This is a genomic window from Enterococcus sp. AZ071 (genome assembly GCF_050499065.1).
GTDB classification, from domain to species: domain Bacteria; phylum Bacillota; class Bacilli; order Lactobacillales; family Enterococcaceae; genus Enterococcus_A; species Enterococcus_A ferrettii.
This window is the reverse complement of the sequence record NZ_JBIPAS010000001.1, coordinates 3,419,566-3,442,082: the sequence shown is the minus strand read 5'-3', so window position 1 is coordinate 3,442,082 and position 22,517 is coordinate 3,419,566. Positions and strand designations below refer to the sequence as shown.

The 22,517-nt window shown below is 38.5% G+C and carries 22 protein-coding genes and 2 other annotated features; of the genes, 7 read left to right on the top strand and 15 right to left on the bottom strand.

The window, feature by feature from the left end; all coding sequences use genetic code 11:
• Window positions 1-696: 696 nt before the first annotated feature.
• On the bottom strand, window positions 697-819 hold the full coding sequence (locus tag IGI49_RS16785) for a hypothetical protein (protein WP_429962609.1): 123 nt from the start codon (window positions 817-819) through the stop codon (window positions 697-699).
• A gap of 486 nt (window positions 820-1,305) precedes the next feature.
• On the bottom strand, window positions 1,306-1,746 hold the full coding sequence (locus IGI49_RS16780; protein ID WP_429962608.1) for a hypothetical protein: 441 nt from the start codon (window positions 1,744-1,746) through the stop codon (window positions 1,306-1,308).
• A gap of 273 nt (window positions 1,747-2,019) precedes the next feature.
• Between IGI49_RS16780 and IGI49_RS16775 the strand changes: the two genes are divergently transcribed.
• Together IGI49_RS16775 and IGI49_RS16770 are read left to right on the top strand one after the other, a co-directional pair.
• Window positions 2,020-2,871, top strand: coding sequence for a MurR/RpiR family transcriptional regulator (locus IGI49_RS16775; RefSeq protein WP_429962607.1), 852 nt, complete (start codon window positions 2,020-2,022; stop codon window positions 2,869-2,871).
• A 116-nt stretch (window positions 2,872-2,987) separates the two neighbouring features.
• Window positions 2,988-3,827, top strand: a complete 840-nt coding sequence (locus IGI49_RS16770) for a Cof-type HAD-IIB family hydrolase (RefSeq protein WP_429962606.1) — start codon at window positions 2,988-2,990, stop codon at window positions 3,825-3,827.
• Window positions 3,828-4,390: 563 nt separating this feature from the next.
• Here IGI49_RS16770 and IGI49_RS16765 read toward each other — a convergent pair.
• The 10 genes from IGI49_RS16765 to infC all read right to left on the bottom strand — a co-directional run bounded on the left by IGI49_RS16765 (window position 4,391) and on the right by infC (window position 14,033).
• Window positions 4,391-4,630 (bottom strand): GlsB/YeaQ/YmgE family stress response membrane protein, encoded by a 240-nt coding sequence (locus tag IGI49_RS16765; RefSeq protein ID WP_207703786.1) that lies wholly within the window; start codon window positions 4,628-4,630, stop codon window positions 4,391-4,393.
• 503 nt (window positions 4,631-5,133) lie between these two features.
• Window positions 5,134-5,952 carry a MetQ/NlpA family ABC transporter substrate-binding protein gene (locus IGI49_RS16760; protein ID WP_429962605.1) on the bottom strand — a complete coding sequence of 273 codons (819 nt, stop codon included), beginning with the start codon at window positions 5,950-5,952 and terminating at the stop codon, window positions 5,134-5,136.
• Between the two features lie 59 nt (window positions 5,953-6,011).
• Window positions 6,012-6,262 (bottom strand) — a binding site (T-box leader).
• Window positions 6,263-7,195 carry a cysteine synthase A gene (gene cysK / locus IGI49_RS16755; protein WP_429962604.1) on the bottom strand — a complete coding sequence of 311 codons (933 nt, stop codon included), beginning with the start codon at window positions 7,193-7,195 and terminating at the stop codon, window positions 6,263-6,265.
• Between the two features lie 158 nt (window positions 7,196-7,353).
• The gene (locus tag IGI49_RS16750; RefSeq protein ID WP_429962603.1) at window positions 7,354-9,912 is read right to left on the bottom strand and encodes a LuxR C-terminal-related transcriptional regulator; all 2,559 of its coding nucleotides are present in this window, start codon (window positions 9,910-9,912) and stop codon (window positions 7,354-7,356) included.
• 45 nt (window positions 9,913-9,957) lie between these two features.
• Window positions 9,958-10,920, bottom strand: a complete 963-nt coding sequence (locus tag IGI49_RS16745) for an ABC transporter permease (RefSeq protein WP_429962602.1) — start codon at window positions 10,918-10,920, stop codon at window positions 9,958-9,960.
• Entirely contained in the window at window positions 10,917-11,657 is a 741-nt protein-coding gene (locus IGI49_RS16740) for an ABC transporter permease (RefSeq protein WP_429962601.1), read from the bottom strand. The genes IGI49_RS16745 and IGI49_RS16740 overlap by 4 nt, the downstream gene beginning before the upstream one ends.
• Before the next feature lie 13 nt (window positions 11,658-11,670).
• On the bottom strand, window positions 11,671-12,606 hold the full coding sequence (locus IGI49_RS16735) for an ABC transporter ATP-binding protein (protein ID WP_429962600.1): 936 nt from the start codon (window positions 12,604-12,606) through the stop codon (window positions 11,671-11,673).
• A gap of 184 nt (window positions 12,607-12,790) precedes the next feature.
• On the bottom strand, window positions 12,791-13,150 hold the full coding sequence (rplT, locus tag IGI49_RS16730; protein ID WP_207703780.1) for a 50S ribosomal protein L20: 360 nt from the start codon (window positions 13,148-13,150) through the stop codon (window positions 12,791-12,793).
• A 66-nt stretch (window positions 13,151-13,216) separates the two neighbouring features.
• Window positions 13,217-13,417, bottom strand: a complete 201-nt coding sequence (gene rpmI, locus IGI49_RS16725) for a 50S ribosomal protein L35 (RefSeq protein ID WP_010755107.1) — start codon at window positions 13,415-13,417, stop codon at window positions 13,217-13,219.
• A gap of 91 nt (window positions 13,418-13,508) precedes the next feature.
• On the bottom strand, window positions 13,509-14,033 hold the full coding sequence (gene infC, locus IGI49_RS16720) for a translation initiation factor IF-3 (protein ID WP_207703779.1): 525 nt from the start codon (window positions 14,031-14,033) through the stop codon (window positions 13,509-13,511).
• Window positions 14,034-14,071: 38 nt separating this feature from the next.
• Window positions 14,072-14,203 (bottom strand) — a sequence feature (ribosomal protein L20 leader region).
• A gap of 187 nt (window positions 14,204-14,390) precedes the next feature.
• Between infC and IGI49_RS16715 the strand changes: the two genes are divergently transcribed.
• A complete protein-coding gene (locus IGI49_RS16715; RefSeq protein WP_429962599.1) occupies window positions 14,391-15,446 on the top strand; it encodes an FUSC family protein in 1,056 nt (351 codons plus the stop codon).
• Between the two features lie 339 nt (window positions 15,447-15,785).
• Here IGI49_RS16715 and IGI49_RS16710 read toward each other — a convergent pair whose 3' ends face one another.
• Together IGI49_RS16710 and IGI49_RS16705 are read right to left on the bottom strand one after the other, a co-directional pair.
• The gene (locus IGI49_RS16710; RefSeq protein WP_429962598.1) at window positions 15,786-16,691 is read right to left on the bottom strand and encodes a magnesium transporter CorA family protein; all 906 of its coding nucleotides are present in this window, start codon (window positions 16,689-16,691) and stop codon (window positions 15,786-15,788) included.
• Between the two features lie 113 nt (window positions 16,692-16,804).
• Window positions 16,805-17,461 (bottom strand): deoxynucleoside kinase, encoded by a 657-nt coding sequence (locus tag IGI49_RS16705; RefSeq protein WP_429962597.1) that lies wholly within the window; start codon window positions 17,459-17,461, stop codon window positions 16,805-16,807.
• Between the two features lie 256 nt (window positions 17,462-17,717).
• On the opposite strand from IGI49_RS16705, the gene mvk reads away from it, so the two are divergent.
• The 4 genes from mvk to fni are packed head-to-tail and all read left to right on the top strand — an operon-like array spanning window position 17,718 to window position 21,768.
• Window positions 17,718-18,662, top strand: a complete 945-nt coding sequence (mvk, locus tag IGI49_RS16700; RefSeq protein ID WP_429962596.1) for a mevalonate kinase — start codon at window positions 17,718-17,720, stop codon at window positions 18,660-18,662.
• The gene (gene mvaD, locus IGI49_RS16695) at window positions 18,655-19,647 is read left to right on the top strand and encodes a diphosphomevalonate decarboxylase (protein WP_429962595.1); all 993 of its coding nucleotides are present in this window, start codon (window positions 18,655-18,657) and stop codon (window positions 19,645-19,647) included. The genes mvk and mvaD overlap by 8 nt, the downstream gene beginning before the upstream one ends.
• The gene (locus IGI49_RS16690) at window positions 19,644-20,741 is read left to right on the top strand and encodes a phosphomevalonate kinase (RefSeq protein WP_207703771.1); all 1,098 of its coding nucleotides are present in this window, start codon (window positions 19,644-19,646) and stop codon (window positions 20,739-20,741) included. Before mvaD ends, IGI49_RS16690 begins: the two co-directional genes overlap by 4 nt.
• Complete coding sequence (gene fni, locus IGI49_RS16685) at window positions 20,725-21,768, top strand: type 2 isopentenyl-diphosphate Delta-isomerase (protein ID WP_429962594.1); 1,044 nt, start codon at window positions 20,725-20,727, stop codon at window positions 21,766-21,768. Before IGI49_RS16690 ends, fni begins: the two co-directional genes overlap by 17 nt.
• Window positions 21,769-21,815: 47 nt before the next feature.
• Here the strand turns inward: fni and IGI49_RS16680 are convergent, their stop codons facing one another.
• Window positions 21,816-22,508 (bottom strand): aspartate/glutamate racemase family protein, encoded by a 693-nt coding sequence (locus IGI49_RS16680; RefSeq protein ID WP_429962593.1) that lies wholly within the window; start codon window positions 22,506-22,508, stop codon window positions 21,816-21,818.
• Window positions 22,509-22,517 lie beyond the last annotated feature (9 nt).

The window sequence follows — 22,517 nt, the reverse complement described above, 5'->3', positions numbered from 1 at the left end:
ATCAAATAAAAAAGCGATTGTTTTCACAATCGCCTAATCATTGTTGTATAAAATAGCTTTATAATCACTTTGCATGGGTCTAATTCGTTTCACAAAAAGGTTATTTTTTATCACATACAAATGAGAAATTTTATCTGATTTTTCTGACAAAACATTGCTAATAAACCGCTTTCTTTTTCTCATTCTAAAAAGAATTCACTAAGTTTTTTTGCCATAAAAGACTATTTAACATTTATCTCATCGTTGAATGACCAAAAATGACAGGTTATTGCAGCAAAATCCATGAAAAATTCCCTAATGTCTGGCAAAATTATCCCTATTTTGTAGCAATTATTAGAAGCTATTTAATTTTTTTCATTATTCCATTTAGCCTAAAACATACCTTTACGCATTTCAAACTTAATTTAGTTAGACAAATTAATCCAGAGATCCCGCCGATTTTAATGCTAACAACTAATACTCATTATCGATTTTTTTACCTATTAAAGGGGACCTCATTTTCTCATTGTAGTTCTCTTTTCTATTCTTTAGATCAGGTAACTTCGTCAAAAGTCTTTATTTTGAATCTATTTCAAATTGGATGGATGGATTTCTGAAGCTTCATTTGAAAATTTTCTTATGCTATCTTTTTCTATTAGATTGAATGGCATTTGGGTTGTTTTGAAATGGAGATACGGTCATTGCCTTGAGCCACTCTTAATCAGGGTAATAACGACTTTGTCTTACCTTATTAGCTGTTAACCGCTGAATTTCTTTGCGAATCATCCAAAAGAAAATTACTGTACCCAATAAGCTTGAATTTAGAATCAATTGCTTCATTATAATCCCTCCTAATTTTATGAAAGTGGACGGCTGGAATCGAACCAGCAGCTCCAAAAAGTATGAAACAAACGATCGTTATAGGTACCATAGAGAGTATAAATACCAATTTCATCCACAACTTACTTATGAATTAACTATAGCTGAAAGATATTATACAAGGGATAAGATTGTTAGAAGAAAAAGAGAATAATGCTAAATAATTGCTTAACGAAACCATAAGCTAAGAAGCCCAAATTTTAAGAAATTCTCTTATCCTAAGTGAAAAGAACAAAACAAACTTTTCATCGCAGGGAGTGGTTTCCTTCCGCTTTTTAACTAGAATAGTTAATATGTCACGTTATATGATAAAAATTAAGTCTAATCACGCTAGTTGCTTAAGTGGTTTATAGGTCATTTCATCCTTTTTATTTCAATACGCAAAAAGCAGCAACCTAAAAAAAAGCTGCTGCTAATCCGATTAACTCGCTACAGAATAGTTGCTATCTACAGCGAATCTTTTTCTTGGTCTTCTTTTGCTGCTCTCGTTTCTTTAATTAGAAGCAAAATATCGTCATATGCTTGCTGTACCCGATCTAACCATTCCTTAGTCACTACTCCCTCTAACTTCTGTTCCAACATAACTACACCCTCATCTAACGTCTCAGCATAAACTACAGGCAACCAAGCGCCATCCTTTTGAATGAAGTAGTAAATTTGCTTAGCTTCCAGAGATAATGAACTGGACAAATGAGTTAAGCCAGTGAAATCACTGGGCTGTCTTTTATAGGGAGTCAAATAAACAAAATAGCCTCCTTCTTCGAATGCATACCAGCTCACCTCCAATTTCCATCCATACTGCTGAACAATTTTGTGGATATTTTTCATACTGTTGTTTTGCTTATACCCTTTTCTGTATAGCTTTTTCTCATTACTGGGTACAAACAAAATTCACCTCCTAAAATTTTCTTTTTGATACGCCCCACAATAATAAGAGAACGTATTCTTAGAAATTCTAAAGGCAGTTTTTCCACTCTGATATGAAATTTCAAAAAAGGAACTATTTAGATCAAAATCGACTGAACGCGGAAAATTCCCAGTCTAAAGTATTTTATTTTTGCCATATATAGTTCATTTTAGAGTCCACAGCTATGAATTGACATTTGATCTCGTGTTATAATTTACTTACAATCATTTGTTTTTAACTAGAGGAGAATCCTTATGAACCTATTCAAAAAATTCGCTGAAATGAATAATCTAACCAATAATGAAAAAGCACTTGTAAATTATATTCTATCCAACCCTACAAAAACGTTAACCTTTCGAGCACAAGAACTGGCGGATGCTGCATTTGTTTCAGTCGCAGCTCTTTATCGGTTTATCAACAAGCTAGAACTAACAGGCATGGGGGAGTTAAAAGTCGAACTGGTCTCATCGCTAAAGGAAACACAATTATCAGTGGATATTAATTACGACTATCCTATTTTAGAATCCGATACTCCCTTTCAAATTACTGAGAATTTAGGAAAGATTTATAAACGTACCATAGATGAAACGTTGAGTTTTTCTGATCCTGAAGAATTAGCCACTGTCAGTCAGGCCTTGCTAAAAGCAAAAATCATTGATGTATATGCTGCATCAGCTAATCTATTCTTTGCCCAAAATTTTAAATTTCAAATGCAAGAGATTGGGATTTTAGTTAATGTTCCTGAAGAAGACTATATACAACGCTTGTCAGCAGCTAATAGCGATTCAGAACATCTTGCTATCGTGGTTTCTTACGGAGGTCGGGGACAAACGCTTAATGGCGTCGTTAAAATACTTCATGAAAATCAGATTCCGATGGTTTTAATTACTTCTGTTCAAGATAATCCTCTTGCTAAATACGCAGACTACAAAATTTATATGGCTTCCATTGAAAATCATTATGATAAAGTCTCTTCATTTTCGACCAGAATGTCTTTATTAATGGTCTTTGATACTTTATACGCTGTCTACTTTAATCACCAGCATGAGAAGAACGTTCATTTCAAAATCACCAATTATCAGAAAATGAACAAGGAATTGAGATAAACGTTTCATAAAGCTTTATCAGTTGCTTATCCCTGAAAAAATTTTTTCAAAATGTCCTTCACGCATAAAATTAGCCTTCATTATTGTTATACTTTTAGCAAAAGGGAGGCAAACTAATGACCATAAAAGCAATCGTCTTAGATATTGATGGAACTTTGTTAAATGATAAAAAAAAGATTCCACTAGCAACTAAAGATACCTTAATCAATGCACAGCAAAAGGGAATCAAGCTCATTTTGGCTTCAGGACGTCCTACATCAGGTATGCTAGGTTTCGCTGAAGAACTTGAAATGAAGAAACACCATGGCCTGCTGGTTTCCTACAATGGTGCCAAAGTTATTGATTTTCAGACAGGTAACGTGCTTTTTGACCAATCAATGACTGTAGAGGAAGGCAAAGCTGTGTTGGAGCACATGAAAAAGTTTGATGTGAAACCAATGATTGACAAGGATGACTATATGTATGTTAACGATGTTTATAATTGTGATGTTACATATAAAGGAACCAAATTGAACATTATCGAATACGAATCACGTGGAGGCAACTACAAGCTTTGCGAGATTACAGATCTAGCAGCTTTTTTAAATGAGCCCATCAGTAAAATTCTGACCGCTGGTGAACCAGAGTATCTATCGGCGCATCATCAAGAGATGATGGCCCCTTTTAAAAATTTGTTGAATTGTGTCTTTACGGCTGACTTCTATTTTGAATTCACGGCTAAGGGGATTGATAAAGCGAAAGCATTAGATACAGTCTTGCTTCCTATGGGAATTTCCCCTGAAAATATTGCAGCCTTCGGTGATGGTCACAACGATATCTCCTTAGTTCAGTATGCAGGTAAAGGTATTGCTATGGAGAATGCTGTTCCTGAATTAAAGGCAGCAGCTGATCACATCGCACGATCTAACAATGACGATGGAATTCACCATATGCTTGAACAGCTATTGTCTTATTGATTCACTGAACAATCTCTTATTTAAGTTGGATAATTATTTAATACCCAAAATTTTAACCTTTAAAAAAAGACACGAAAATTTGAACTTCCGTTCAAATCTTCGTGTCTTTCTCAATTAATCCCTTTAGTGAGCAAGCAATTTCAATAGTATTTCCTGTAATATGAGTATCTTCTTCCCCACATTTACTCATTTATACTATTGATACTCACTTTTTAACCCTAAAGAGATACATTTCCATCGTCACTCTATTCACTTTCAAAAAATGATACAAGTCGTAGACTATATCCATACTTTCATTAGAGGTTAGATAACATGTTAGAGATGCCAATTTAGTGCTTAAACTAGTTTTCCTCACAATAAAGTATCACAATACATCTCTGTATTTTCTTTACAATCAAAGCTCCAACCTTGGTAAAAATCACGTATTTCAGTCTATCCTTGCCCAATTAAATCCTGCAAATATTTAGCAGGAACAAAATTAGGAATATCACCTATTAGCTAAGTCAATAGTTTCTCTTGGAAATTTTTTTTGCCCTATCTGTGTATACAATTGTTAGTTAGTTTTACTTATTTCTTCCAAAGAAGAAGGAGACAACCGCAACTAAGATAACAGCTCCAACGATTGATGGAATAATTGCCATGCCAGCTAAAGCTGGACCCCAGCTGCCAAATAGCGCTTGTCCTAACCAAGAACCAATTAATCCAGCGACAACATTTGCAATGATTCCCATTGATGCTCCCTTACTAGTAATTGCTCCAGCGATAGCACCAATTACACCGCCTACTATTAATGACCAAATCATTTTTACCACTCACTTTCTTTTACTTTATCGAACATAAAAGTTCGATGATTCTCTCAATAACTTTCTTAAAATACCTGCAGTTTGTTTCTTTGCCAGCGATAATTTCTAATTAGAAAAATCCATTTACTTGTCTATAACCATGGACCAGTCTTTTCTGTTCATTACCATTTCAGTACCTTTTTGATAACATGCATGCTTAAATATAGCTTAGACTTTTATCTTGTTTTTGGCAAAAAATCTGCTTTTGATTTCTTATTGTGAGGAATTTACAGTATTTATTACGTTGAAATTGAGACATTTTTTGGGGAATCCGCTATGTTTTATTGTACTTTACAACAATATTCATTCTTTTTATAGTGAGTTAAAGTAACAAAAATACACCAAAAGTGTCGAAAATTAATTCATCTAACACTTTTGGTGTGATCATTATTTCTTTTCTATTCCACGATTAAAGTAGTCAGTAATTCTACTGAATCGTTTGCTTGATGAATGCAAAATATATCTTAGTTATCTACCGGTTTTACTGAACCTCCCCACTCATTTAAAATCCATTCCTGAACATCCTTATCGTGCAAAACGTCAACCAATTTTTTAACTCTTGGATCTTCAGCATCTTCTGAACGAACGGCCAAAATATTACCATAAGGAGAATTATCATTTTCCAGCAGCAAAGAATCCTTCACTGGATTAAGCCCTATACCATAAGCAAAATTAGCATTGATTGCTACTAAATCTCCTTCTTCATTATTATAAGTTGTTGCCAACAAAGCTGGATCAATGGAATGATCAAACTTCAAATTCTTGGGATTTTGATCAATATCTTCAAAGCTAGCCGTCTCCAAATTTGTACCATCTTTGATAGTAATCAAGTTCGCCTCTTGCAAGATAGTGAGGATACGCCCCCAGTCGGAAACTGAATTTGAAGTAATAATTGTAGAACCGTCAGCTAAATCTTTGATATCCTTAAGCTTCTTTGAATAAAGCCCCATTGGTTCTACGTGAACCGCCCCTACGTCTTTAAAATCATAATCATTTTCTTTTACTGCCTTATTAAAAAAGGGTTTATGCTGGAAATAATTGACATCCACCTCACCATCGGCTAAAGCCTTATTAGGCAAAATGTAGTCATCAAAGTTAGTTATTTCTAAGGTTACGCCTTTCTCTTTCAATAATGGCTTCACATGCTCTAAAATTTCTCCATGCGGAGTCGGCAGCGTTCCCACGACTAAAGTCTGATTCTCATCCGCACTATTCCCTTTACCGCAAGCGGCCAATCCTACCGTTAAAACTGCTGCAATAACAAACCAAAAAAACTTTTTCATTCTATCTTCCTCCATTTTTTTAAATAAAAAACAGCCTTCGTCTCAAATGTATCCACTACATTTAGGACGAAAGCTGCTGCTTCCGTGTTACCACCTAAGTTTCTTATTGCTTTATGCAATAAGCTCAACCAGAACTTGTCTTCGACGTATTCCGCGGTACTGTAACGGGCACACCCGTGACAAACTTGATTGCTCTTATCTGTCCTTGCTCAAAGACCATTTTCCATCTAATTGCCGTTGCCCCTTCGCAGAATACCGGGGTTCTCTGGATACTTTTACTTAAATGTACTTTTCTTTTCACTGCATTTGGTTATTCAGTTGGTGAATCATAAAGCACGGTCGAAAGATAGCGTTCGCCATTATCTGGAACAACTACCAACACTTTCTTTCCTTTGCCCAATTGTTTGGCTACCTCAATTGCTCCTTTGATAGCAGCTCCACTGGAAATTCCGACTAGAATGGCTTCTTTTTGAGCAACTGAACGGGCCGTCTGAATAGCATCATCACTGGATACTTGTAAAATTTCCTGATAAATCTCAGTATCTAAGATACTTGGTATAAAACCAGCAGAAATCCCTTGTATTTTGTGAGGGCTCGGCTGTCCACCTGATAAAACTGGTGACTCTGCCGACTCTACTGCAAAGATCTTAATTTCCGGGTAAGCTTCCTTCACCGCTGCTCCAGCTCCAGTCACTGTCCCACCAGTTCCAACACCTGCTACGAAGGCATCCAAACCGTCAGAGCCAAAAGCGTCAACGATTTCTTTACCTGTAGTTTGCTTGTGAATGGCTGGATTTGCTGGATTGTCAAATTGCATTGGCAAGAACCAACCATGTTCTTTTGCTAAAGCTTCAGCTTTGGCAATGGCACCTTTCATTCCATCAGCTCCTGGTGTAAGAACTAATTTTGCGCCGTAAGCTTGAATCAATTTTCTGCGTTCAATTGAGAACGTATCTGGCAGCACGATCACAACTGGATATCCTTTGGCAGCACCAGCAAAAGCTAAACCAACTCCAGTATTACCTGATGTAGGTTCAATAATCGTGTCACCAGATTTTAACTGACCATCTCTTTCGGCCTGCTCAATCATTGCTACGGCAATCCGATCTTTTACCGAACCTGCTGGATTATAAAATTCCAGCTTTGCGTAAACATCTGCTGCTTCTTCTGGCACTATATGATTCAATTTAACAATCGGGGTATTGCCAGTTAATTCTAAAATATTGTTAACTATTTTTTCCATGCTTCTCCCTCATTTCTCTACTAAAGTCTAAACAAATATTGAGGTTATTGTAGCATGTACAATTTCAACAAGATAATAGGTTTTATTGATAGCTGGTTATCAATTTTTTCTATATCAAACTATCGTGAACAGGTTTTACTCTCGATTGTTGTTAAAATTTATTCTAAGAGCTTTAAATGCCGTGCTTTTTCTACAGCCATAACTCGAGAGCTCACTCCAAGTTTACGATAGATATTCAAAATGTGTGTTTTTGTTGTGGCCATTGATATAAAAAGTTGGGCAGATATTTCTTTATTGGTCAGTCCTTTGGTCAATTCCCTCAATACCTCTAGTTCACGTTTACTTAAAAAGGTTTTCTCTTCAGGACAGATTAGTCTATTTATCTTTTCATGAAATAACAACTCATCTGGCTCAAAATTTTCACAGATGCGATTGCCTAATCGATTGAAAAGAATCATTAATTCCTTTTTATACAAAAAGAATTCACACAAGATTTTATTTTCTTTGCCGTAGTGAATCGCTTCATGATACAAATCCTGAAAAATTCGTTCTTCACAGTTTTCCATTTGCAATAGAATATCAATTTTCAACAAATCGGCTCCAATAATCCGAAAATAAATTCGTTCTCTACGACTAATTTCTAGGACCTGATCGACCATTTTCAGTGCTTTGGCTCGTTCGTTTCGCGCCAATAGCAGCATGCCGTAAAATAAGCGATTACTAATCGAAAGCTGATTCATTTGAGCATAATCTTCGAGATATTGTTCTTGTTTTCCAATAGATAATTGATGACTCTTCAGCATATAACGGAACAATCCAGCTTTTATCCTCAAATTTTGGTAGTAATCAGTCAACTCCAATTGTTGAACAGCGGCTAGAGCTTCTTCCTCTTCCCCCTTTAAATAATGCAGTTCAGCATAATTGTAGAGGTAAGAGGCCCGAATGTGAGGATGTTGCTGCTGAGCTATTTCTTGCAGAGCTTTTTCGGCTGAAGTCAATTCCATCTTCTTTAAATAGATACCTGCAATGGTCAAATTGAAGCTCAAATGATAATTGCGCATCACTCTTGCATCAGCGCTAATATGTTCAATTTTGGCATAGGTCCTCTCCAACAAAACCAACCCTTGTTGAAAGTCGCCAATCTCCTCATAAATTTGAGCCAAAAAAGTTTCACAAAAATAATTAATGAAGGGATTTTTACCCTTTCTATTTAGTGACAGACTTTCTTCTACAAAAAGAATAGCCTCTTGAAACTCATTTTTATAGTAAAAAAAGAGTGCATTTTGCAGGAAAAGAAATGCTTTGGATACATCATTCAAGGGTAAAGAGTGCAGGAATACGGGTGAAAGTCTGATATCTTCCACCTCTATAAACTCCACCCCCAAAAGTGCCAGTAACCCATTGAATACGTGAGCTTCTTGCAACGCCGGAAAAGCTGCTTCCAGCGCACAAATTAATTGCTCCAGCTTCTCATAGTTCAAAATCGTATAATAATAAAATATTTTCTGAAAGGCAAAATCAATATTTGCTACTGCTGCGTCATCAGGTACTTGCTGAATGTAAAATGATGTTCGCAAATTTTGTGGTCTTTCCAGCAACAAAGTCATAATCTGCTGATAATCTTCCACCTCAAATAAAAGAGACAGCCCTTCATCGAAATAGCTCTGCTGCAAAAATACTTCTGCCGCTTGTTTTTTCTGAATAACAATCTCCGCTGCTTCTTGCTTTATAAAAGCTTCAATTAAAACATCACGAAGTAACGGATGATAAACGTAGCTGGCTTCCTTATTTTCCAGACGGTTAATCATTAGATGCTGCTTTTGCAGCTTCTCCAGCATTTCTTCATAGTTTATTTCTGGGAATAGCTTGCAGCTTAACTCAGGAAATACAAATGGGTAATAGGATGTATGAATCAAATAATTCTGTTCAATTTTTGGGAGCTTGTCCAAAATTTCTTTTGCTAAATAGTCGAAAACTATTTTTTTCTCTGAAGTATCTGCTCCAACGGTTGGAGAAAAATCACCAGAAAGAAGCAACAGCTGCAAACCACCCAACCATCCCTGTGCCTTGCTGATTAGCTGATCTTGAATTTCTGTTGACAGATTCCCGTAGCCCACTTCCAACATTACACTTTTGGCTTCCGTTGGCGTAATCAAAAAGTCAGCTTCCTGAATATACTGCAGCTCATCTTCAATCAGCAGCTGACCCAGATAGATTGCTGGCTTGTAACGAGTAACTAAAAGTAAATGCAGATAATCCGGCATAGCTGCCACAAAGGAATCAATTGACGCAACCAGCTTCGTATCTATAATATGGTGAAAATCATCTAATACTAAATAAATATCCTGTTTGGGAAGTATTTCCAAAAGAAACACCCCAAACGAAGTCAGATTCCCTTCTTGAAGACTTCGTTGAAAGTTATCAAACGCAACTTCTTTTTCATTTCCTAAAAAATCAGACAAACTTTCTAAGACATAGCTCCAAAATAAAGTGAGTTGATTGCTATCTTCTGCTAAATTCAGCCAACACCATTTTTGATTAGGTAGTGCTTCCACACTCTGTCGCAAAGCTAACGTTTTTCCATGGCCAGCTCCAGCTTCTAAAACTGTTACTTTTTTGTTAAAGCCGGTCTGAATTTTTTTAACCAGCTGTTTTCGAGGGATTCGGTTGCTTTTTAGTTTTGGTGGTATCATTCGACTGCTTACTAAAATTCCCACAGACCAATCCCTCCAATCATTTTTATTTAGTATAGCAGTTTTTCTTTATTGTAAATATTGCTTTTGGTTTTTCTTAATCGCGATGAGCAGAAATATTCCACTTAGCACAACTAAAAAAATAATTTTCAAGCTATTTTCTTGATAGCTTTGTCCCTTGCTGATCGCTTCTGTCAGCTGCAGAAATTGCTTTTGCGGCAAATAATGGGTTAAGCTTTTCCACCAACCAGTGTCATTAGCCAAAGAGAAAAAGCTGCCTGAAACAAGCGAGGTAATGACTATAAACATTGATCCAATCATATTCGCCTGGTCTCCATCCTTAAAGAAAGAAGCATTACACAAGGCAAAGCTAACACCGATCAAACAAAGCAATGCCAGCAAACAAGCATAATTTCCTAACGACATCCCCAGGTCAATCTGGAATACCTGATTAACTGTCGCAAAAATAATGAAGGTTGGTATAAAAAGCAAGCCGAATAAAAAAATGAAATAAGATAAAAAGAGTTTTCCTTGAGAAAGATCGCTGCAAATCATTCGTTCCATTAAATGCTTTTCCTTATCCTCACTAAATAAAAAGGTATTGGTAATCCCCGCCATCAGTAGAAACATCAGCACGTATCCTAAAATTCGTTGTGCCTTATTCATCTGAGCAGCCGTTTGAACAGCCTCACTAGATTTCCCTGCCAAAAAAGTAGCTAATTGCTTTTTAAAATCATTATTTTTGAAGGTAGTGATTTGTGGTGCTCCTTGAGAGAAGTCTACCACTGCATCATAGGTTCCTAATGCCAGCTCTGATCTTGCTGGCTGTTTTTCCAAAGAGGTGATTTCCAAGGAATTATCCTTAAGCTGGATTGCTGGATTACCTACTACCGCAATTTTTAAAGAAGAGGATGTTCGATCGCTTAAAAATAAGGCGACTCCTAAAGCAGCTACAATTAAGCTACTCATAATAATAAGCCGCATCTTTTTATTCCAAGCTCGTATTAAATGGTTTCTTAATAACTCAATCATACATATGCCTCCCCTTTAAAAAGCAATTGCGACAATAGAGTGAATACCAATGCAACTAGCAGTGAACCGATGAAAGCCAGCAAAAAATATTGACTATGGCTATCATAAATCAATTCAAAAGCAGCCTGAATAACTTTTGACAGCGGCATCCATTGGCTTACCTTACTAAATGCCGGACCCATTGCTGCTGCCGGGAATAGTAACCCCGCAGTAATTGCTACAATGCTGGTTAAAACACTTAAAATCTGATTGGCAACTCCTTCGCTTTTGAACAAACAGCACATGAAAACACCAAAGCTGCTGCTAGCTAAATTTACCCCAACAAACAAGAGCCATAGCTGAAAAAGAGCAGCGCCGTAGTTGATTGAGAACAATATACTCACTAAAACAGCGACAAATGAATAAATGATCAGTGTATAAAGAAACGTAGCAATTGTTTTTGAGAAAGGAATTTTCCATTCACAATTCGGTGCATAAATTCCTCGTAGATTAGCCTTTTTTATCCGTTCCTCCATAAAACTATTGGCTGCAAAGGTTCCTGAATATAAGGCCGAATAAAACATGAGGGTAACTCCGTAATAATCATAGCTGGTAAAGCTGTCACTATACATTCCCTGCGTCATAAAGCTGACAATTGTTATCAGCAAGAAAGGAAACATCAGACAAAAGAACAGCCAAGTAGGATTAATCAGCAAGTTCAAAAAATCCCGTTGAATCATTTTAGTTAATTGATACATCGTATTTCAGCTCCTAATCTCTCAATGAACGTCCAGTCAAATCCAAAAAGACCGTTTCAAGATTGTCTGTTTGAATCGCAATATTTTGAATCTTTTCCTTACGTCGAACTAAGTAATCGATAATCCGATCAAGATTTTCGATACCTTTAATTGCAGTAAGCATCAAAGTTTCGTGGGAAAATTCCACTGTTTTTACTCCTTCGATTTGATAAAAATCATCAAAGCTTTTGGAGTGAGGCGCTTCTAATTCGATCAAAATTTTACGTTCTTTATTTTTTTCCTTGAGGGCCTCTTTGGTTCCTTCAGCAATGATTTCCCCATGGTCCATAATGATAATTCTGGTTGAAATCTCCTCGACTTCCTCCATGTAATGGGTAGTGTAAAGAATGGTCATTCCCGCTGCCTGCATCTCACGAATGGATTGCAAGATGTGATTCCGAGACTGAGGATCAATCCCCACTGTAGGTTCATCCATGATTAGAAGCTTAGGCCGATGAGCAATTGCGCAGGCAATGTTTAGCCGACGCTTCATCCCACCAGAAAAGGTCCGGGCCTTTTCCTTTCGATGTTCCAATAACCCCACCGACCGCAAAGCAAACGTTACTCCTTCTGATAAATCAGTTCCTCGTAATCCATACAACGAAGCAAAAAAACGAACATTTTGCTCAGCACTCAAATCTTCATAGATAGCTAGATCTTGCGGAACTATCCCCAACTGCTTCTTGAATGTCGATAATTTCTTGGCAACTACTTGGCCTTCATAGCGAATTTCTCCACTATCAAGGCTTAATGCCCCACATAAAATATTGATTGTCGTACTTTTAGCTGCACCGTTTGGCCCTAAAAAACATAATATTTCCCCTTCGTAAATCGTAAAACTAATGCCATGCAAAACTTTTTTCTTTTCATATGATTTAACTAGTTGTTTAACTTCAATTAATGGCTGCATCTGAACTTCCCCCTTTGATAGTTCTATCTTAAAGAAAAGAAGGGATAAAAAAAATCAACCATGTGGTTGATTTTTCAATAGCAAAGAGAAAATTATTAAGGATTGAGTATTTGAGCTTAATTGATATATATATAATAGACAAAAAATCCCTACTCAAGCGAGTAGGGATGAAAGTTTAGAAAAACTATTTAGCTAATGAATCTTTCGCTTGGTCAGCAAGCGCTGTGAAAGCAGATGCATCATGTACAGCTAGGTCAGCTAACATTTTGCGGTTGATTTCGATTCCAGCCAATTTTAAGCCATGCATTAATTTTGAGTAGCTTAAGCCGTTCATACGAGCTGCAGCGTTGATACGTGCAATCCACAATTTACGGAAGTCGCGTTTTTTCTGACGACGATCGCGGTATGCGTAGTTGTATGAATTCATTACTTGTTCTTTAGCTGTTTTAAATAGAGTGTGTTTAGAACCGTAGTAACCCTTAGCTAATTTTAGTGTCTTTTTACGACGTTTACGAGTTACTGTTCCACCTTTAACACGTGCCATGTTTAATTCCTCCTAATGTTTCTGTTGAATTTTAAAATTAAATGTTGTAAAGCTTAGGTGCTGCAATTATTTCATGCGAGCTAATTGTTGACGGATACGTTTGTAATCGCCAGCTGATACCATACGTGCTTTACGCAATTGACGACGTTGTTTTTTAGTTTTGCCGTGGAAACGGTGACTTGTAAAGGCGCGGAAGCGTTTAAGACCGCCACCACCAGTACGTTTTACGCGTTTTGCTAATCCGCGGTGTGTTTTTTGTTTTGGCATAATAATTTCCTCCTACATTTCATTTCGCATACCGTTCAACTACAAGAAATGTAAAAGTTGAACAAGCATCCTCAAAATTTTTTGCTGACTATTAGTCTTTCTTCTCTTTCGGTGCAAGCACTAAGAACATGCTACGTCCGTCCATCTTCGGTTTTTGTTCTACTGTCGCAATGTCTTCTGTTTCAGTAGCCAAGCGCATAAGAACTTTCTGACCAATCTCTTTGTGGGTAATGGCACGGCCCTTGAAACGGATAGAAGCTTTCACTTTATCGCCTTTTTCTAGGAATTTACGTGCATTACGAAGTTTTGTATTAAAGTCATTCACGTCGATTGTTGGACTTAAACGAACTTCTTTGATGCTAATCACTTTTTGCTTCTTACGAGCTTCGCGATTTTTCTTCTGCATTTCAAAACGGTATTTTCCGTAATCCATGATCCGTGCTACTGGTGGTTTCGCACCTGGAGCTACGAGAACAACATCAAGGTTTGCTTGTTCAGCGATTCTTAATGCTTCTGCTTTAGACTTCACACCTAATTGTTCGCCATCTTGTCCGATCAATCGTACTTCGTGAGCACGAATGCCGTCGTTAACCATCATATCCTTTGCTATGGTCATTCACCTCCAAAATTTTTGAGAGAAAATAAAAGCCGCATTCGGCACAAAAAAAACGAGTTCATACTGAACCCGCAACTTAGCCATACTTATCTACTAAAGACAAGTCATTAACTATCTAGCCCAGCGAGATGTTCGCGTAAGGCGAGAAGCGGGTGCTTCTGCTTTCATTTCTCAACTTTTATAGTATACAGGGATTCATACTAGTTGTCAATCCTTTCATTACTAGAATTTCTTATTTTCAGAAAGTTCGGTTGTTTTTCTTTACATTTCTGTGCTAAGCTTAAAGAGAAGCTTTTCCTTTATACAAAAAGATACGCTCCTTACTAAGTACATATTAATAAGGAAAGAAGTGATAAAATGGAACGTTCTTTTTTTCGCGAATTAATTCATTACAATCAACCAAAGGATTCCTATATTCGACTGATCGGTGCCGGTCTTTGTATGATCAGTGTCCTCTTCACCGGCTATTTTACTCACCAGCTAGCCATCGCCAGCTTCGGTTCTTTAGGTATTTTCACTTTTTTATACTATCAGCCTTTGCCATTAAAACAGTTGGTGCTTCGGTTAAGTTTAATTGGTATTTTCTTAACTGTTGGTAATTTTGTCGGCATGCTTTCCACCCACTGGCATTGGACCGCCCCATTATTTGTTGCCTTGGTAGGCTTAATTGGACGATTCTTTTTCCGTTTATATGGCATTGCCAAACCAGGTGCCTTTTTCATTGTCATGGTTTCAGCCATGGGAGCCAGTACCCAAATTCCTTTACCTAAAATTCCGGTAATGAGTTTTTACTTTCTTATCGGTGTCTGCTTTGCTATTTTCTTTGCTACTCTGTTGCATTTTTTCGACAAGAGAACACCGCAAATTGAAGTGAAGATAAGCCTGAAGGAACGTTTGAATGATGACCCTTCGGTACTGATCGATAGTTTATTCTATAGTTGTGTATTATTTTTTGCTGTTTATTTAAGCATGGGACTCCAATTGAAGAATCCTTATTGGTTAGTAGTTTCCTGTGCAGCAATCTTGCAGGGAGATAATCTGCGGGCGATGCTTCATCGGAATATTCAACGAATCTTCGGAACATTAGTAGGCTTAGTGATCGCGGCAGGGTTGCTGAATCTGCCTTTGACAGTGTTTGAAACTTTGCTAGTAATTACAGCTTTGTTTGTCACAGTAGAATTTTTTATCAGACGCAATTACGCCATTGCCCAATTCTTTACTACACCTATGTCATTAATGCTTGCCATGCTAGTACGGCAGCAGTATTTATACTCATTGATTCAATATCGTTTTTTAGGAATTGTACTGGGCAGCCTGCTGGGATTTGGTGCAGCTTGGATCATGACCACTGGGCTCAAATTTTATAATCAAAAGTTCGATCTTCATGAAAACTTCGACAAAGAAACCGAGTAGCTGTCTACTCGGTTTTTGCTTTTCCAGCATCTTTATTTATAAAAAAACTAAGAACATGGCCATTGGTAAAGTAAAAATTTTTAATGCTCCCCCAAGAGAAATAGACTCAGGGCTTATCTAAAAATATAAACATTCGCTTACTGGTTAATCATCTAGATCATTGTCCTTTATTATACTATTCTTTGCTAACACGTCTTCTTCATCAATAAATTGTCCGGCTGAGGCATTGGCAAAGTAATCTTCTACTTTCGGAATGAGTAAAATTGGTCCATCTTTCTCTTCAACACGTAATCACAGTAATTACAAACAACCCTCGTTTTTTTTACTCAAGTTGGTTTGTTACCGTATTCTCCGCCACAAAACCACGATCAGCCAGACTGAAAGTCCTAAGCTAATAAACAGCGAAATAATCCAGCCAATCTCTGAATGTTCAAAAGGCAGCGGCATATTCATACCAAAGAAGCCGGTCACAATTGTTGGAATAGTCAAGAGCAGCGACCAAATTGTCAAAATCTTCATGGTATCATTCAGATTATTATTCAACAAATTATTGTAGGTACCTGAAAGCTGGTCCAGGATTTCACTCGCTAATTTAGTCATTTCAACTGCTTGTCTGGCTTCGATCAGCGCATCATCCAGCTCCTCTTTTTCCTTATCGGTAAAGTTCGGGAATAATCCTTGGGCTTTGATTTGCTCCAACAAAACTACATTCTGTTTTGTAGCTGTGACCAAATAAACCAGCCCAATCTCCAAATCGGAAAGCTCCAACAAATTCTTATTGGTCGTCTTTTCTCGTAATTTGGTGTTCAAAAGAACTCGCTGACTGTTTACTTCTTCAATGTTTGGGAAATAATAATCAGATATTAGAAAGAGCGTATGGAAAAGCAAACTAGCTGTGCTTTGCTTGGGATCACGATTTAACACGTTTTCCATTAAGTCCACCACATAGTTAGTTTTCTTCGAAATAAAAGAAAATATATGATGATCCTTCATAATGAAGGCCATTGGACTTGTCTCATAATGATTGTCAGTCTTTTCCAGGTGGGCCACATTGTAAATAACCAATAATGTATGGTCAAGAGGATCATACTCTACCCGGGCCCGCTCGTTCTTATCCAGAGAATAAGTCAGCATTTCATCGCTAATCTGATAGGTCTCTCTCAATTGTTCTATTTCTTTTGTGTCCTTGGAATCGATCGTGATCCAAGTACATAAGCCTTGATTAAATGTACGGCGCGTTTCCATGCGTTCTCCTCCTCATCTTTTCTATTATATCGGTTCACCAAAGAGTTTGCACAAAAAAATGCCCAAAAGAAGCGGTACTGACCCACTTCTTTTAGACAGTTGCTTTTACTATTTTAGATAACCGAAATATTTTGTACTTCAGAAATTTTTTCATCGATCATTTGTAGAACAATATCACGAGCATCAGCCTCTTCAACAAAATTCAGCTTATCACCATCAATTTGGATTTTAGGACTTTCGTTATAATCCTCATACCATTGGTCATAGCGATGATTCAGTTCTTTATAATAATCATAAAGTGTTGGATCAAAGCTTAGTTGTTCATAATCCCGACCACGCTTTTCAATCCGATCCAGCATGGTTTCAAAAGAAACTCGAATGTGTACCAATAAATCAGGATGTTTCTTGTGAGCCGCATAAGGCAGCTCTTCCATCATATTGGCCAATAATTCATCATAGACCTTCACTTCCGTATCAGTTGCTCGACCAAGGTCAGCATTTAAATGGAAAAGCAAGGAATCCTCATAGATAGAACGATCTAATACGTTATTATCATCCTGCATCGCTTGCTTGATACTGTCGAACCGCTTATTCAAAAAATAAATTTGCAATAAAAAGGCATATTGTTCTGGATTCGCATAAAATAATGGCAATACCTCGTTGTCTTCAATTGATTCATAAAAAGCTTGGCTGCCTAGATGTTCTGACAACATCGCAGTCAAACTAGATTTTCCTGCTCCAATAGTACCGGCTAATACAATCACGCTCATTTACCTCCAACTCGTTTCATACAAAATATGGTGTTTTTTCTTCAACTTTAATAATATACCCCCAATATCTGGTGTCGTCAATAAAAAAAGCTTTGAAACATATTAGAATTTGCCTGTCAAGGAATGTTTAAAAAAAAGTTCAGTTTATAAAAGTTTTTAACGGATTCATTTACTTGTTTGTTTTCTCTGAGTAAAATAGAAGAGATTGAATACAGAGCTGAATATTCTGTATCGGGTATAAAAAGGAGTTTTTTGAATGAAAAACATCGGTTTAGGACACGCCAGTGGAAAGATCATTTTAATGGGAGAACATGCGGTAGTATACGGGGAACCCGCAATTGCTTTTCCTTTTTCTGGTACCGGCATTACGACTACCGTCCAATTTCATCAAGGAAATGAATCATGGATTGAATCCAGTTTTTATCACGGTCCTTTAGCAAAGGCACCCCATTCAATGCGAAATGTGACTGTTTTGTTGTGGCAGCTGGTTCGTCAATTTGCCATTCAGAAACCATTTTATGTAACCATTGAGAGTACCGTTCCAGCCGAACGTGGAATGGGGTCCAGCGCAGCAGTTGCTGTCTCTATTACCCGAGCATTCTTTGACTGGCTGGGGCTGCCAACTGATCAAGAAAATATATTGTTATTTGTTAATCAGGCTGAAAAAATAGCTCATGGCAACCCTAGTGGGATTGATGCAGCAACGATTAGCGGTACGGAACCGCTGCTTTATCAAAAAGGCTTAGATTTCCAACCTTTCCAGTTAAATATGGACGCCTTCTTAGTGGTGGCAGATACTGGACACAAAGGACAAACACGCAAAGCAGTAAAGGACGTCGCTCATTTAATGGAGGTTGACCGTTTAGTAACCGGCAGCCGAATTCGACAGCTGGGTCAACTGACCAAGCAAGCACAGCAAGCCATTTTGTCTAATCAGCCCGAGTTGTTAGGGGCTTATATGACGAGAGCACAGGAACATTTACAAGCATTGGGAACTAGTAATTATGCCTTGAACCACTTAATTCAAACTTCCTTAGCCAATCAAGCGTTGGGTGCGAAATTGACTGGCGGCGGTCGTGGTGGATGCATGATTGCTTTAACAAAAAACGAAGAAAGCGGACGTCGATTGCAACAGATTCTAATGAGTGCTGGCGCACGCGATACGTGGATTGAAGGGTTAGGGGTATATGCACATGTATAAAGGTCACGCGCGAGCTTACACAAACATCGCGTTGATTAAATATTGGGGAAAAGCGGATCAGCAGCTGATTTTACCCATGAACAATAGCTTGTCATTGACACTGGATGCTTTCTACACAGAGACATCGGTTACCTTTTCCTCAACATTTTCTGAGGATCAGTTTTATTTAGATAATCACTTACAAGACAGAGAAACTACAGTTAAAGTGAGTCGTTTTTTGGATCTAATTAGAGAGAAAGCGCAAAGTCAGCTATTTGCCAAGGTGGACAGCCAGAATTTTGTCCCAACAGCAGCTGGTCTGGCTTCTTCAGCGAGCGGTTTAGCAGCTTTAGCCGGCGCTGCCAGCGCTGCGCTAGGATTACCTTTAGAGGAAAAAGAGCTGTCACGCTTAGCTCGTCGCGGTTCAGGTTCCGCCTGCCGAAGTATTTATGGCGGCTTTGCGGAGTGGCAAAAAGGAGATTCAGATGATAGCTCGTATGCTGTACAAATTCCATCAAACGGCTTTGAAGAGGAGCTAAGCATGATCTTTGTGGTAGTAAATGATCAGCAAAAAGATGTCTCCAGTCGTGATGGTATGCAACGAACTGTTGAAACCTCTGCGTTTTACGACGGTTGGTTGGCTACCGTTCCTCAAGATTTAGCCAAAGCACGAACAGCCATTGCCAACAAAGATTTCCAATCACTGGGCGAAGTCACTGAGGCTAGTGCTCTGAAGATGCATGGTACCACCTTAGCAGCCATACCTCCATTTACCTACTGGTCGGCTGAAAGTATGCGGGCGATGGCCCTTGTTCGTCAATTACGGAATGAAGGTTTAGCTTGCTACTTTACACTTGATGCTGGACCTAATGTAAAGATTCTTGTTCAGAAAAAAAATGAATCTACTGTGTTAAGCAAGCTGCAAGAACATTTTTCAGCGGACCAATTGATCGCTGCTCATGCTGGGCCAGGGATCAAAATAATGACGAAGGAAGTAGAAGCATGATTGAAGTTTCAGCTCCTGGTAAATTATATATTGCTGGTGAATATGCCGTAGTCGAAGCTGGTCATCCAGCTATTATTGTTGCAATTGACCAATTCATTAATGTCTCTATTGATGCTGCTAAAAGAATTGGCAGTATTCAATCCGCTCAATACAGTGATCTGCCTATTCGGTGGACCCGACGAAACAATGAGTTAGTGTTAGATATTCGGGACAATCCCTTTCACTATATCTTAGCAGCCATTCATTTTACCGAACGCTATGCTCAAGAAAAAGGGAAAGAACTGGCTTTCTTTGATTTAAAAGTGACCAGTGAATTAGACAATTCCAATGGCCGCAAATACGGTTTAGGCTCTAGTGGAGCCGTAACCGTAGCCACAGTTAAAGCGTTAAACATCTTTTATGATCTGCAGCTTTCTCAGTTGGAGCTGTTCAAGCTGGCTACCTTGGCTCATTTAAATGTACAAGGCAACGGCTCCTGCGGTGATATTGCAGCCAGCTGTTATGGTGGCTGGTTGGCTTTTTCAACCTTTGACCATGATTGGCTGCTGGAAAAACTAGAACATGAAGCCTTATCAACTATTGTAGAGAGCGATTGGCCTAGTCTGCGAATTGAACCTTTGAAGGCGCCCGATGATTTGCGTCTGTTGATTGGTTGGACTGGCAGTCCAGCCTCTACTTCTGATTTGGTGGATCAGGTTCATCAATCAAGAGAAGAAAAGGCTGGAGCTTATAAACAATTTCTAGCGGATAGTAAAGCCTGTGTGGATCAAATGATTGAAGGCTTTAAGCAGGAAAACGTAGCCGAAATTCAAGCAATGATTCGCAAAAATCGCGAATTGCTTAACCAATTAACAACGTTTAGTAACGTATCAATTGAAACACAACAGTTAAAGGTCTTGAATGATTTAGCTGAACAGTACGAAGGAGCGGCCAAGTCTTCCGGTGCTGGCGGTGGCGATTGTGGAATTGTGATCGTTGATAAAAAAGCTGGAATTCTACCTTTGATGAGCTCATGGGAGAAAGCTGGAATCACCCCGCTGCCCTTGCATGTCTACCACTTAACGGAGGAAAACACCGATGAATCGCAAAGATGAACATCTGTTGCTGGCGAAAGCACAGCAGCAAAAACCTAAGGAAAATGACTTCGATGCGGTATCTTTCGTCCATCAGTCAATGGTTTCGATTTCCGATGATCAGATTGATTTAACAACTTCCATCAATGGACTTAACTTGGAAGTACCGTTTTACATTAATGCTATGACTGGCGGTAGTGAAAAAACTAAGGTCTTCAACCAGCAGCTGGCAATGGTTGCTAAAGCAACAGGCTTAATGATGGCAACTGGTTCAGTATCTGCTGCCTTGAAAGATCCATCAGTCGTTGATTCCTATACTATTGTGCGAGAGGAAAACCCTCAAGGTCTACTGCTTGCTAACATGGGTGCTGGTCGAACAGCTGAGGACGCACAAAAAATGATTGACCTCTTGGATGCTGATGGTTTGCAAATCCATTTGAATGTACCGCAGGAATTAGTGATGCCTGAGGGGGAACATGATTTTGAACTATGGGAGACCAATATTCGTGATACGATTGACGCCGTTTCAGTGCCGGTCATTGTCAAAGAAGTTGGTTTTGGTATGGCTCAGGAAACAATCCAGAAGCTATTGGATTTAGGCGTTCAAGCAGTCGATGTTTCTGGTCGCGGCGGCACCAGCTTTACCCAGATTGAAAACTCTCGTCGTAAGGAGCGCGAATTATCCTACCTAAATGATTGGGGTCAATCTACCGTAATTTCTTTACTGGAAGCTCAGCCTTTTATGGATGATTTGACCATGCTGGCTTCTGGCGGTATCCGCAATGCCTTTGATATCTTTAAAGCTGTTAGCTTAGGAGCTAACGCCGTAGGTATCTCTGGTACGATTCTGAACACCGTGATGTCAGAGGGTGTTGATGCAACGATTAAACTGGTAGAAGATTGGAAAGCGCAGCTGCGTCTACTCTATGCCTTAACCGGAAAAGCAACTACCAAAGACGTTCAAAAGAATCAATTGATCGTTACTGGAGCACCCAAAGAATGGGCAGAGCTTCGCGGAATTAACCTCTACAACTTAGCTGCACGCTAAAAAAGACGAAAGACTTTAGGTTTGATTCCTGAGTCTTTCGTCTTTATTTATTCTGCTAAAGCTTTCTTCACCGCAACTGCACAATGGATTTCGGTTGTGTCGAACAATGGAATGTCCACATCGGTCTGCTGAATCAGCAAACCAATCTCTGTACAGCCTAGAATAATTCCTTGAGCTCCTTCAGCCTTCAGCTGTTCAATTACTGCCAAGTATTCTTGTTTCGAAGCTTCATTAATTGCCCCTAAACAAAGCTCCTCAAAAATCACGGTATTCACCAGCTCAATTGCTTCTTCATCCGGAATCAAAACTTCGATTCCTTGATCAATGATTCGTTCCTTATAAAAATCTTGAGTCATGGTATACTTCGTGCCTAATAACCCAACCTTCGTAATTCCTTCAAGCTGCAGCTGATCGATAGTTGCATCCGCTATATGCAAAATAGGAATGGTCAACTGCTGCTGAATTTGCGACGCTACCTTATGCATCGTATTGGTGCAGATTAACAGGAAGTCAGCTCCTGCTGCTTCCAATCCTTTAGCATAGCCAGCCAATATCTCGCCGCTTTTCTGCCACTCTCCTTGAGCCTGACAGGTCTCAATTTCTTGAAAATCGACGCTGCCTAAGAGAATTTTAGCTGAATGCAGACCCCCTAATTCAGCCTGAACTCCTTGATTAATTAATGTATAGTAAGACACGGTACTTTCCCAGCTCATACCGCCTAACAACCCGATTGTCTTCATATCTTCCTC

Bases quoted from the DNA above. Each gene is read 5' to 3' on its own strand.
- IGI49_RS16760 (WP_429962605.1), bottom strand. From the start codon at position 5,952: ATGAAAAAGTTTTTTTGGTTTGTTATTGCAGCAGTTTTAACGGTAGGA.
- rplT (WP_207703780.1), bottom strand. From the start codon at position 13,150: ATGGCACGTGTTAAAGGTGGAACAGTAACTCGTAAACGTCGTAAAAAG.
- IGI49_RS16710 (WP_429962598.1), bottom strand. From the start codon at position 16,691: ATGGAAACGCGCCGTACATTTAATCAAGGCTTATGTACTTGGATCACG.
- mvaD (WP_429962595.1), top strand. From the start codon at position 18,655: ATGTATAAAGGTCACGCGCGAGCTTACACAAACATCGCGTTGATTAAA.
- IGI49_RS16705 (WP_429962597.1), bottom strand. From the start codon at position 17,461: ATGAGCGTGATTGTATTAGCCGGTACTATTGGAGCAGGAAAATCTAGT.
- IGI49_RS16680 (WP_429962593.1), bottom strand. From the start codon at position 22,508: ATGAAGACAATCGGGTTGTTAGGCGGTATGAGCTGGGAAAGTACCGTG.
- IGI49_RS16735 (WP_429962600.1), bottom strand. From the start codon at position 12,606: ATGCAGCCATTAATTGAAGTTAAACAACTAGTTAAATCATATGAAAAG.
- IGI49_RS16765 (WP_207703786.1), bottom strand. From the start codon at position 4,630: ATGATTTGGTCATTAATAGTAGGCGGTGTAATTGGTGCTATCGCTGGA.
- IGI49_RS16775 (WP_429962607.1), top strand. From the start codon at position 2,020: ATGAACCTATTCAAAAAATTCGCTGAAATGAATAATCTAACCAATAAT.
- mvk (WP_429962596.1), top strand. From the start codon at position 17,718: ATGAAAAACATCGGTTTAGGACACGCCAGTGGAAAGATCATTTTAATG.
- infC (WP_207703779.1), bottom strand. From the start codon at position 14,033: ATGACCATAGCAAAGGATATGATGGTTAACGACGGCATTCGTGCTCAC.
- IGI49_RS16785 (WP_429962609.1), bottom strand. From the start codon at position 819: ATGAAGCAATTGATTCTAAATTCAAGCTTATTGGGTACAGTAATTTTC.
- rpmI (WP_010755107.1), bottom strand. From the start codon at position 13,417: ATGCCAAAACAAAAAACACACCGCGGATTAGCAAAACGCGTAAAACGT.
- IGI49_RS16740 (WP_429962601.1), bottom strand. From the start codon at position 11,657: ATGTATCAATTAACTAAAATGATTCAACGGGATTTTTTGAACTTGCTG.
- cysK (WP_429962604.1), bottom strand. From the start codon at position 7,195: ATGGAAAAAATAGTTAACAATATTTTAGAATTAACTGGCAATACCCCG.
- IGI49_RS16690 (WP_207703771.1), top strand. From the start codon at position 19,644: ATGATTGAAGTTTCAGCTCCTGGTAAATTATATATTGCTGGTGAATAT.
- IGI49_RS16770 (WP_429962606.1), top strand. From the start codon at position 2,988: ATGACCATAAAAGCAATCGTCTTAGATATTGATGGAACTTTGTTAAAT.
- IGI49_RS16745 (WP_429962602.1), bottom strand. From the start codon at position 10,920: ATGATTGAGTTATTAAGAAACCATTTAATACGAGCTTGGAATAAAAAG.
- fni (WP_429962594.1), top strand. From the start codon at position 20,725: ATGAATCGCAAAGATGAACATCTGTTGCTGGCGAAAGCACAGCAGCAA.
- IGI49_RS16715 (WP_429962599.1), top strand. From the start codon at position 14,391: ATGGAACGTTCTTTTTTTCGCGAATTAATTCATTACAATCAACCAAAG.